At 66.8% G+C, this 11,497-nt stretch carries 10 protein-coding genes; all 10 read left to right on the top strand.

The genetic code is table 11. The features are described 5' to 3' along the window. Positions 1–243 precede the first annotated feature (243 nt). Complete coding sequence (gene lgt / locus KYX69_RS08215) at positions 244–1,134, top strand: prolipoprotein diacylglyceryl transferase (RefSeq protein WP_300495927.1); 891 nt, start codon at positions 244–246, stop codon at positions 1,132–1,134. A 51-nt stretch (positions 1,135–1,185) separates the two neighbouring features. Beyond that, complete coding sequence (locus KYX69_RS08210) at positions 1,186–2,250, top strand: SAM-dependent methyltransferase (protein WP_300495925.1); 1,065 nt, start codon at positions 1,186–1,188, stop codon at positions 2,248–2,250. After that, the gene (locus tag KYX69_RS08205; protein WP_300495923.1) at positions 2,247–2,771 is read left to right on the top strand and encodes a GNAT family N-acetyltransferase; all 525 of its coding nucleotides are present in this window, start codon (positions 2,247–2,249) and stop codon (positions 2,769–2,771) included. Before KYX69_RS08210 ends, KYX69_RS08205 begins: the two co-directional genes overlap by 4 nt. Continuing rightward, the gene (pgeF, locus tag KYX69_RS08200) at positions 2,768–3,538 is read left to right on the top strand and encodes a peptidoglycan editing factor PgeF (RefSeq protein ID WP_300495921.1); all 771 of its coding nucleotides are present in this window, start codon (positions 2,768–2,770) and stop codon (positions 3,536–3,538) included. The genes KYX69_RS08205 and pgeF overlap by 4 nt, the downstream gene beginning before the upstream one ends. 57 nt (positions 3,539–3,595) lie before the next feature. Then, positions 3,596–4,921, top strand: a complete 1,326-nt coding sequence (locus KYX69_RS08195; protein ID WP_300495919.1) for a cystathionine gamma-synthase family protein — start codon at positions 3,596–3,598, stop codon at positions 4,919–4,921. A gap of 182 nt (positions 4,922–5,103) precedes the next feature. Continuing rightward, positions 5,104–5,946, top strand: a complete 843-nt coding sequence (locus tag KYX69_RS08190) for a cupin-like domain-containing protein (protein WP_300495917.1) — start codon at positions 5,104–5,106, stop codon at positions 5,944–5,946. A 55-nt stretch (positions 5,947–6,001) separates the two neighbouring features. Further along, the gene (locus KYX69_RS08185) at positions 6,002–7,171 is read left to right on the top strand and encodes a tetratricopeptide repeat protein (RefSeq protein ID WP_300495915.1); all 1,170 of its coding nucleotides are present in this window, start codon (positions 6,002–6,004) and stop codon (positions 7,169–7,171) included. A gap of 105 nt (positions 7,172–7,276) precedes the next feature. After that, the gene (locus tag KYX69_RS08180; protein WP_300495913.1) at positions 7,277–7,906 is read left to right on the top strand and encodes a hypothetical protein; all 630 of its coding nucleotides are present in this window, start codon (positions 7,277–7,279) and stop codon (positions 7,904–7,906) included. Positions 7,907–7,938: 32 nt separating this feature from the next. Then, positions 7,939–8,817 carry a thiamine-phosphate kinase gene (gene thiL / locus KYX69_RS08175; RefSeq protein WP_300495911.1) on the top strand — a complete coding sequence of 293 codons (879 nt, stop codon included), beginning with the start codon at positions 7,939–7,941 and terminating at the stop codon, positions 8,815–8,817. Between the two features lie 554 nt (positions 8,818–9,371). After that, a complete protein-coding gene (locus KYX69_RS08170; protein ID WP_300495908.1) occupies positions 9,372–11,465 on the top strand; it encodes a sodium-translocating pyrophosphatase in 2,094 nt (697 codons plus the stop codon). Positions 11,466–11,497 lie beyond the last annotated feature (32 nt).

Below are 11,497 nucleotides of genomic sequence, written 5' to 3'. Positions count from 1 at the left end.
CTCCCCCAAGCTTGCTGGGGGAGGTGGCAGCGCGCAGCGCTGACGGAGGGGCCGCCCTCGCAGAGGGCGGAATTTTGCCGAGCTGCTCAACGGCTGTCTGCGCAGCCGCCCCTCCACCACCGCCTGCGGCTGCGGTCCCCCTCCCCCAGCAAGCTGGGGGAGGAATAGGATAGCGCCCCATCCCCCTTTTCCCCGCCGTCATATCCCGATAGGACAGCGCCAAACCCCCGGGGAGCCCGAACCGTGATCCTGACCGCCGCCGCGCAAGCGACATCGCATATCCAGTTCAGCGACCTCGGCCTGCATTCGGTCGCGCTCGATCTGAGCTTCTTCAAGCTCAAATGGTATTCGCTCGCCTATATCGCGGGAATCCTGGTCGGCTGGTGGTATCTGCTCAAATTGCTGGCCCAGCCGGGTGCGCCGATGGCGCGTCGTCATGCCGATGACATGGTGTTCTACGCCACGCTCGGCATCATCGTCGGCGGGCGGCTCGGCTATGTGATCTTCTACCAGCCGACACTGTTCCTCGAACCGCTCAAGCTGGTGCAATTGTGGGAAGGCGGCATGTCCTTCCATGGCGGCACGATCGGCGTGATGCTCGCGATCCTGTGGCTGTGCCGCAAGGAAAAGCTCAACTGGCTGCGCGTCCATGACTATGTCGCCTGCTGCGTCCCCTTCGGCCTGTTCTTCGGGCGCATCGCCAATTTCGTGAATGGCGAGCTGTGGGGCCATCCCACGACTGTCGCCTGGGGCATCGTCTACGACATGCGCGATCTCACCCAGCCGACCGGCGAAACCTTCGCCCGCCACCCCAGCCAGCTCTACGAAGCCGGCCTGGAGGGTCTGGTCGTCGGCCTGATCCTGTGGTTCCTGTTCTGGAAGACCGACGCGCGCTACCAGCCGGGCAAGCTCGTCGGCACCTTCATCCTCGGCTATGGCCTGTCGCGCTGGTTCGTCGAATTCTTCCGCGAACATGACGCGCAGTTCGACGGCACGATCTTCGCGACGCCCGGCCTGCACATGGGCCAGCTGCTGACGCTCCCGATGATCTTCGGCGGCATCTACCTGATCGCCACCGCGAAAAAGCGCCGCGAGCGGGTCGAACCCTTCGCCGGCGACCAGACGATTGCGTAAAACTCCCCTCCCGCTTGCGGGAGGGGTCGGGGGAGGGCATGTCGCCAAGCCATGACCGAACAGGCTAATTCCGAAGGCCCCCTGCCCGAGCGAATCGCCCGCGCGATCACGCTCGCCGGGCCGATCCCGCTGTCGCAGTTCATGGGCGCGGCCAACACCCATTATTACGCAACCCGCGACCCGCTCGGTACGCGCGGCGATTTCACGACGGCGCCCGAAATCAGCCAGATGTTCGGCGAACTCGTCGGCCTCGCGCTCGCCGATCTGTGGGACCGCGCCGACCGCCCCGACTGCCATTATGTCGAACTCGGGCCGGGGCGTGGTACGCTCGCCAGTGATGCCCTGCGTGCGATGCGCAGCGCTGGCCTCACCCCACCGGTGCATTTCGTCGAAAACAGCCCGATGCTGCGCGCCGAACAGGCCAAGCAGGTGCCGCACGCCGAATGGTCGCTCGACCTGATCGGCATCCCCGACGACAAGCCGCTGCTGGTGGTCGCCAACGAATTTTTCGACGCGCTCCCGATCCGGCAGTTGGTCAAGACGCCGCAGGGCTGGCGTGAGCGGCTGGTCGCCTGTCAGGACACGCTGTTCCTGCCCGTCATTGGCAACACCATCTTCGACCCGATCATCCCGCCGCAGTTCCGCGATGCACCCGACGGATCGATCCTCGAAACCTCACCCCCCAGCGTCGCGATCCTGCGCGCGCTTGCCGCGCGACTGCTCGAACAGGGCGGCGCGGCGATCGTGATCGACTATGGCTATGCCGGGCCTGCAATCGGCGACACGCTGCAAGCGGTGCGCGGCCATGCTTACGTCAACCCGTTCGAGGATCCGGGCGAGGCTGACCTCACCGCGCATGTCGATTTCGGTACGCTGATCGAAGCCGCGCGGGTCGAGGGGCTGGAGGCCTATGGCCCCGTCTCGCAAGGCGCATGGCTGCGCGACCTCGGCATCGAACCGCGTGCGGAAGCCCTCAGCCGCGCCGCGCCCGACCGCGCCGCCGATGTCGCCATCGCCCGCGACCGGCTGATCGGCGACGACGCGATGGGTGAGCTGTTCAAGGTCGTCGCGCTGACCGCCCCGGGCTGGCCGATCCCAGCGGGGTTTGCGGAATGACGATCGCGGCCACCCTCACCCTCGACACCCCCACCCCCGCCGACGCCGCCGCGCTCGACGCGATGGCGGAAGCAAGCTGGCGCGACACCTTCGCGCATTTCTACAAGCCCGAAGACCTCAACGCCTTCCTAGACGAGAATTTCGGCGAGGACGGTCGCCTGCGCCGCGACCTCTCCAACCCACTTATGTCATGGCAGGTCGCGCGCATCGACGGCGCCATTGCCGGCTATGCGAAGATGGTGCCCCCCAATCTCGAACAGGCGCACCCGACCGATGCGCAACTCGCGCAGCTCTATGTCGCGACCGACTGGCACGGACGTGGCGTCGCGCAGGCGCTGATGGACTGGGCAATGACCACCGCCCGCGCCCGCCGCGCCCCTGCCTTGCTGCTGACGGTGTTCGAGGAGAATCACCGCGCCATCGCCTTCTACGCCAAATATGGCTTCGTCCATGTCGGCGACTATGCCTTCCCGGTCGGCCGCCAGATCGACCGCGACCTCGTGATGCGGCTCGCGCTGTGAGCGAAGCCCTCACCCTCCTGCGCGCCACCGCGCTCGAAGACGTCGCCCACGGCTTCATGGGCCGCACCGGCGGCGTCACCACCGGCCCCACCGCCAGCCTCGACATGGGCCGCCGCGGCTTGCCCCCCACGCCCGAGCTGATCGAAAACCAGCGCCGCGTGATCGCCGCCATCGCCCCGGGCAGCCGCTTCGCGACGGTCCATCAGGTCCACTCCCCCGACGCGGTGATCGTCGCCGCCGATTGGGACGAGGACACCCGCCCCCATGCCGACGCGCTGGTTACCGATCGCCCCGGCATCCTCCTCGGCATCCTCACCGCCGACTGCGCCCCCGTGCTGTTCGCCGACCGCGAGGCAGGCGTCATCGCCGCCGCCCATGCCGGGTGGAAGGGCGCACTCCACGGCGTCACCGACGCGACCATTGCGCGCATGGAAGAGCTCGGCGCGGACCGCAGCCGCATCGCCGCCGCTGTCGGCCCCTGCATCGCCCGCGCCAGCTACGAGGTCGACGACGCCTTCCTCACCCGCTTCGCCGCCACCGACCCGGCGAACGAGCGATTCTTCACCCCCGGCAAGCCTGGCCACCACCAGTTCGACCTCGAGGCCTATGTCGTCCACCGCCTCGCCGCCGCCGGGCTGCGCCGGATCGAGGCACTCGGCGCGGACACCTATGCCGATCCGGCGCGTTTCTTCAGCTATCGCCGCGCGACGCACGAAGGCGCCCCCGATTACGGCCGTCAGATCAGCGTGATTGGATTGACGGGGTAAGCGTTCGGTGCGACGGCTGCGGCAACTAGTTTCACATGATACCAGGAGCGGCCCGCCATGACCGACACGCCCGAACAGACCCCCGACGAAGCCGCAATCACCGGCGCACCCGCGCGCGGCCGCCCGAAGCCCTCGGCCGACACGATCGGCAATCGCAAGCTCAGCCCTGCGACGATGATGATGGGCCATGGCTATGACCCGATGCTGTCGGAAGGCTCGTTGAAGCCGCCGATCTTCGCCACCTCGACCTTCGTCTTCCCCAACGCCGCCGCCGGCAAGCGCCATTTCGAAGGCGTCACCGGCAAGCGTCCCGGCGGTGCCGAAGGCCTGGTCTATTCGCGCTTCAACGGCCCCAATCAGGAAATCCTCGAGGATCGCCTGGGCGTGTGGGAAGAGGCGGAGGACGCGCTCGCTTTCTCCTCCGGCATGTCCGCCATCGCCACCCTGTTCCTCGCGATGGTCAAGCCCGGCGACACCATCGTGCACAGCGGCCCGCTCTACGCCGCGACCGAAACGCTGATCGCCCGCATCCTCGGCAAGTTCGGCGTCCACTGGGTCGACTTCCCCGCCGGCGCGACGCGTGAAGAGATCGACGCGGTGCTGCAAAAGGCATCGTCGGGCAACGTCGCCCTCATCTATCTCGAAAGCCCCGCCAACCCGACCAATGTGCTGGTCGATGTCGAGGCCGTCGCCGCCAGCCGCGACGCGATCTTCACCGGTGAGAACAAGCCCCCGATCGCGATCGACAACACCTTCCTCGGCCCGCTCTGGGCACAACCGCTCAAGCAGGGCGCGGACCTCGTCGTCTATTCGCTGACGAAGTACGCAGGCGGCCATAGCGATCTCGTCGCGGGCGGCGTGCTGGGCAGCAAGGCGCACATCAATACCATCCGCATGATGCGCAACACGATCGGCACGATCTGCGACCCCAACACCGCATGGATGCTGCTGCGCTCGCTGGAAACGCTCGAACTGCGCATGAGCCGCGCCGGCGAAAACGCCGCCAAGGTCTGCGAATATCTGCGCACCCATCCCAAGGTCGAAAGCGTCGGCTATCTCGGCTTCTTGCCTCAGGGCAGCCGCCAGCGCGACATTTACGATCGCCACTGCACCGGCGCCGGATCGACCTTCTCGCTCTACCTCAAGGGCGGCGAGAAAGAGGCGTTCGCCTTCCTCGATTCGCTCAAGATCGCCAAGCTGGCGGTCAGCCTCGGCGGCACCGAAACCCTCGCCAGCGCTCCCGCCGCAATGACCCACCTCTCGGTCCCCGACGCGCGCAAGGCGGCACTGGGCATCACCGACAACCTCGTGCGCATCTCGATCGGCGTCGAAAATGCCGACGACCTGATCGCGGACTTTGAGGAAGCACTGAAGGCGGTGTGAAACACAGCCCCTCCCCTCCGGGGAGGGGCTGCACCGCACGCCATGCCACCACCGATCGGGCAGTTACGCTGCACCGATTCCGCACAATGATGGGAAAAAATGCGTAAACGGGGGCTTTCCCGAATTCCTGAAGTGAGGCTACCACAATACTGATTTAGTTCAGTATTCGTGTGGCAGTCAGTATGCGTGATGTGATCGAGTTCGGCCAGCTCCGGACACAGGGGCTCGCCGGTCTCACCCGCCCGACCAAGATCGTCGGGTTCGCGCAGCCGGCGCTGCAAGACCCCGCCTTCCAGGCCGACCTGCGCGCCATGCGCGTCCCCGTCGTGAACAACTATCTGAACGACCTGCTGGGCGGTCGCGATCTCGGCTCCGCTCCGCGCAGAATCGGGCTAGGCACCTATCTCGACACGCCCGCGCCGCCGACGGACAGCGTCAACGCGCTCGAAATGGTGCTTGAGGCGCCAGTGCCAAAGGCGGTGCTCGACCGCATCGATCTGCCGCAATCGCTCGGCCCGACCCGCCATCCGCGCTTCTTCGCCGGGCGACAAGGGTCTTGCGCCGACATGCATTTCGACTGGCTCAGCCACTGGCTGTTTCAGGTGCCGTTGATCGGTCGCAAGCATTTCGCGTTTCTGCCGATCACCGCCGCCGGCGCGCTCGACGTGAAGGCCAATTTCGCCCGCCGCAAGCTGCGCGACCTGACGCTTGACGACTGGTCCGCGCTGGTCGCCGATCATGACGGCTGCCATTTCGTCCTCGGCCCGGGCGAGGCCTTGGTCCAGCCGCCCTTCTGGTGGCACTCCGTCACCTATCTCGAACCTGCCGCGACCGTCTCGATCGGCGTCGGCGAAGTGGATCCGGTGATCGACGCGATCGTCGCCGAGCCCGGCCCGCGCGACTGGAAGCTCGCGGCACTGTTCAACACACGGCTTCAGGGCGGCGCACAGGCGGAAGGTGCCGGCCGGATGATCGACGCGATGCACGCGGCACTCAAGGCCAAGGCCGCCCAGCGCATCGCCTGACCGCGACCGCATTCGTCGCTTGCCAAGCTGCGCGACGACGGCGCAGATCATCGCCATGCGCCACCTCGCCCTGCTGTTCGCCTTGATCGCCACTCCCGCCGCGGCCGACGAGTTCAAGTTCGGGCTCCAGCTCGACGAAAGCGCCTCCGCCCTGCCCCGCGCGGCGGTGCTCCAGGCCACTGCAGAGGCACGCACCACCTGCACCCCCGCCACACCGCCGAGCGAGGATTGCGCGCTGGGGCTGGTCGCCGCCGCCGAATTGCTCGCCACCGCCGGCCTGTTCGACGAAGCCGAACGCGCCGCGCGCACCGCGCTCACCATGATGGAGACCCTGCGCGGCCCGGCGCATGAGGATACCAGCGTCGTGCGCGGCACACTCGGCGCGGTGCTGCTGCGCGGCGGCCGCTATGGCGAGGCCGAACCGGTGCTGCGCGTCGCGGCGCAGACGCTTCAGGCCAGCGCGAACGGCGACCCCGAATTGCTCGCCGATCACCTGATGAACCTCGGCATCGTGCTCGCCGAACAGCGCCGCTATGCCGACGCCGAACCCGCACTGCGCCGCGCACTCGCAGTGCGGCAGGAGAAGCTGCCAGACAATCTCCTCGCCATCGCCACCGCTCGATCCAACCTCGGCGTTCTGCTCGCCCGCATGGGCCGCGACCGCGAAGCGCTCGCCGAGCAACAGGCCGCGCTGACGATCCGGCGCGAGCGCTTGAAGGGCAGCCATTACGACCTCGGCACCTCGATGCTCAACCTCGCCGAACTGCTCGCGCGTCAGCCCGATGCCGCACGCCTGATCGCCGAACCCTATCTGCGCGCCGGGCTGATGACGCGCGAAGCGGTGCTGATCCCCGGCGACCCGCGCACCACCCTCGCCCAGACGATGCTCGCCGAAAATCTCGACGCGCAGGGCAAACGCACCGGCGCGCTCGAACTCTACATGCTCGCTTATGCCGGCGCCCGCGAAGGCCTCAGCCCCGACGCCCCGCTACGAATCCGCGCCGCCCACAACCTCGCCCGCTTCCTCGCCGCCAACAACACCGGCCTCCCCGTCGCCCGCACCCTGCTCCGCGAAGCCAGCCAAGGCGTTCTCACCCGCACCGCCCGCGCGCAAGAATTCGACGAGCGCAGCCGGGGCGATCTGGCACAATGGCGCGGGGTGTTTGCGGGCGGGGTTGCGGTGGCTTGGCGATTGGGGGGAGCGGCACCCTCTCCAGCACGATAGAGTTGCCTTCCCCCCACCAAAGCGCCCGTGTCCGGTTTGCCCGATTTCATCCGTTGATCAGATCACCCCCGCCGTGCAGTCGTGAAGCGCATAGGGGAACCGCCAATGTTTTTTGCCTCGATGCTATCAATTCTCGCGGCGACCGGTGGCTTTACCGCTGATCAGCCATCGCGCGGCATGCGCTTCTTTTTTCGCCCGCCTCAAAGCTATTGTGGCTACTCCTTCGACCTACCGCAAAAGAATCCCGGGGGGATCTTACGAAAGTTGGTAGCTCTCAAAGCGACCGGAAACGCGTCATTCGTGATTTCCTATATCGACTTCAGAACACTCAGTACCGTCGAGATCGCAGACGACTGCGAAAGCATTGCCCGCAACCAAGCGGTCACACTGCTCCGGGACCAGACCGGATCGCCGGGAAATCCAATCCAATTTCAGTCTCTCTCTTTCGATGCGTTCGTACAAATGCACCTGCGCGACGTGGCCGTTGTGATGCCATGGCCACCACACAATCCCTTCCAAGGGGTGCCTAACGACTGCGTTCTAGAGCTCGCCTCCGCTGATTTTGACAAGCCTTTGCACACGATGACGGAATATGGCGTGCCGATTATCGACAGCGTCCAAACCCAGATTAAGGGCAAGGATGCGCGCTCTTTCATGGCACTGGGGATGCAGTGTGATGCGCGCGAGAATATCCGGGCATTTGTCCGCGATGTCGTGCCGCGATTGACTGAGTGACTGGGTCGGCTCCAATCGCGTAAAGGATCCGGATGCCCGACGAGTTCACCTTCTTAACCGCCCTGCGCGCCATCGCGACGCATCCCGCAGCTGCGGGGCTCGCCGACGACACCGCGCAACTCGACGTGGCAGCAGGCAAGCTGATCCTCACCAGCGACACGATGGTCGAATCCGTCCATTACCGCCCGCACGATCCGCCGGAGTCGGTCGGCTGGCGGCTCGCGGCGGTGAACCTGTCGGACCTAGCGGCCAAAGGCGCGACGCCGCTCGCCTGCCTACTCAACTACAGTCTGTCGGGCGATGCCGAGTGGGACCGCGCCTTCCTCGACGGCCTCAATGACGCGCTTACCACCTACGCCATGCCGCTGATCGGCGGCGACACGGTGGCGATGCCCGCCGGCGCACCGCGCAGCCTGACGCTCACCGCCATCGGCACCGCCCCCGCCCGTACCCCGCTGCGCACCGGCGCCCAGCCCGGCGACACGCTCTGGGTCACCGGCACCATCGGCGGCGCGGCGTTTGGCGCGGATGGACAGCCACGCGACCTCGCTCGCTACCTCCACCCCGTCCCGCGCGTCGCCGAGGGGCAAGCGCTCGCCCCGCTCGCCACCGCGGTGATGGACATATCCGACGGCCTGCTGATCGACGCCCAGCGGCTCGCCACCGCCAGCGGCATCGCGATCCACATCGACCTCAACGCCGTCCCGCTCGCCCTCCCCGGCCCGGTCCTCGACGCCGCCTGCGCAGGCGACGATTACGAACTGCTCTTCACCCTGCCCAAAGGCACCGCCCCGCCTGTCGCCGCCACCCGCATCGGCACCGCCAGCCCCGGTCATGGCCTCACCCTCACCGCCAACGGCGCCCCCGCCCCCCTCCCCGCGAAGCTCGGCTACCGCCACGGCACCCAATAATCCTCCCCCGCCAGGGGGAGGTGGCAGGCGCAGCCTGACGGAGGGGGAGGAAGCACGACGCTCGAGAGGACACAGCCGTCCTCCCCCTCCGTCGCCTTCGGCGCCACCTCCCCCTGGCGGGGGAGGATAAGGAAGCGTGCCTTACCCCCCTTCAAATGTTGGATTTCATCTGATCTACCCTGATCGATGACGCCGACCGCATCCGACTCACCCGCCCCCGCGTCGTCACCCCGGCGCGCGCCGGTCGCGTCGCAGTTGCCACCCTGCCGCTTCCCCGTCGCCTCCCGGTTGTCCGCCCGTCGCGCGGATGTCGCGCGCCTGTCGCGTCACCGTCGCGCAGCAGTCACGAACCCGCCCCGTCGCGGTAGCCAACCCGGCGCGTCCTGGTCCTTCGCGCCGCACACCCCGCTTTTTTGTCCGCTTCGTCCGGCATTGCCCCATTCCACCACGCCGCTTGACAGCCCCCCGCCCCTCTCTACGCTCCACTCCGACGCGGTTTGTACCGGGCAGCAAGATCCGGACGACCTGCGGGATTCACAGGGGAAGGATACCAGATGACGATTGTTTACATCGCCATCGTGTGCGGCCTGATTGCCGTGCTCTATGGCCTGGTGACGTCGCAACAGGTGCTGCGCGCACCGGCGGGCGACCAGAAGATGCAGGATATCGCCGCCGCCATTCAGGAAGGCGCCAAGGCCTATCTCGGCCGCCAATACACCACCATCGCCATTGTCGGCGTCGTCGTTGCCGCCGTGATGTTCTTCACGCTCGGCGCGCTGTCGACCGTCGCATTCCTGATCGGCGCGATCCTGTCGGGCGTCGCCGGCTATGTCGGCATGAACATCTCGGTCCGCGCGAATGTCCGCACGGCTGAGGCGGCGCGCGGCTCGCTCCAGGGTGGCCTCACCCTCGCCTTCCGCGCCGGGGCCGTCACCGGCATGCTCGTCGCCGGGCTCGGCCTGCTCTCGATCGCCGGACTCTTCTGGTATCTCGTCGGCCCCGCCGGTGAAGCCGCGAATGGCGAGGATATCATCAAGGCGCTGACCGCACTGGCGTTCGGCGCGTCGCTGATCTCGATCTTCGCGCGTCTCGGCGGCGGTATCTTCACCAAGGCCGCCGACGTCGGCGCCGACCTCGTCGGCAAGGTCGAGGCTGGCATCCCCGAGGATGACCCTCGCAACCCCGCCGTGATCGCCGATAATGTCGGCGACAATGTCGGCGACTGTGCCGGTATGGCCGCCGATTTGTTCGAAACCTATGTCGTCACGATCGGCCTCACCATGGTGTCGATCGCGCTGCTCGTCGGCGGGCTCTCCGACAATGCCATGCTCAAGCTGATGGCCCTCCCGCTGATCGTCGGCGGCGTGTGCATCATCACCTCGATCATCGGTACCTATATGGTCCGGCTCGGCGGCAGCCAGTCGATCATGGGTGCGCTCTACAAGGGCTTCTGGACCACCGCGATCCTCGCCGTTCCGGCGATCTGGTTCGCGACCGAGTTTACACTCGACGACCTCAACGCCACGATCGGCGATCAGGCGTTCACCGGCATGGACCTGTTCTGGTGCATGATGATCGGCCTTGGCGTCACCGGGGCGCTGGTGTGGATCACCGAATATTACACCGGCACCCAGTACCGCCCCGTCCGCTCGATCGCCAAGGCATCCGAAACCGGTCATGGCACCAACGTCATTCAGGGTTTGGCGATCAGCCTTGAATCGACCGCGCTGCCGACCATCGTCATCGTCGTCGCGGTGATCGCATCGTTCCAGCTGGCCGGGATCATCGGCGTGGCGTTCGCCGCCACCTCGCTGCTCGCACTCGCTGGCATGGTGGTCGCGCTCGACGCCTATGGCCCCGTCACCGACAATGCCGGCGGCATCGCCGAAATGGCCGGGCTGCCCGATGACGTCCGCACCCGCACCGACGCGCTTGATGCTGTGGGCAACACGACCAAGGCCGTGACCAAGGGCTATGCCATCGGTTCGGCGGCGCTCGCGGCACTGGTGCTGTTCGGGGCGTATACGGAGGATCTGACGCGCTACTTCCCCGACATCGTCGTGGATTTCTCGCTCAGCAATCCGTTCGTCATCGTCGGCCTGCTGCTCGGCGCGCTGCTGCCCTATCTGTTCGGCGCGTTCGGCATGACCGCCGTGGGCCGTGCAGCGGGCGCGGTGGTCGAGGATGTCCGCGCCCAGTTCCGCGACAATGCCGGCATCATGGCCGGGACCAGCCGCCCGAACTATGGCCGGACCGTCGACATCGTGACCAAGGCGGCGATCAAGGAAATGATCATTCCGTCGCTGCTCCCGGTGCTCTCGCCGATCGTCCTCTACTTCGTGATCCTGGCCGTCGACAGCCAGGCCAACGCCTTCGCTTCGGTCGGCGCGATGCTGCTCGGCGTGATCGTGTCCGGCCTGTTCGTCGCCATCTCGATGACCTCGGGCGGTGGCGCATGGGACAATGCCAAGAAGTACATCGAAGACGGCAACCACGGCGGCAAGGGCTCCGAAGCCCATAAGGCCGCGGTGACCGGCGACACCGTCGGCGATCCCTACAAGGATACCGCGGGTCCGGCGGTCAACCCGATGATCAAGATCACCAACATCGTCGCCCTGCTGCTCCTCGCGGCACTGGCGGCTGGCTGATCTGACCTATCCCCGCCCGGCACATCCGGGCG

This window comes from Sphingomonas sp., from assembly GCF_030145815.1.
Classification (GTDB): Bacteria; Pseudomonadota; Alphaproteobacteria; order Sphingomonadales; family Sphingomonadaceae; genus Sphingomonas.
This window is presented reverse-complemented; position numbering and strand designations above follow the sequence as displayed.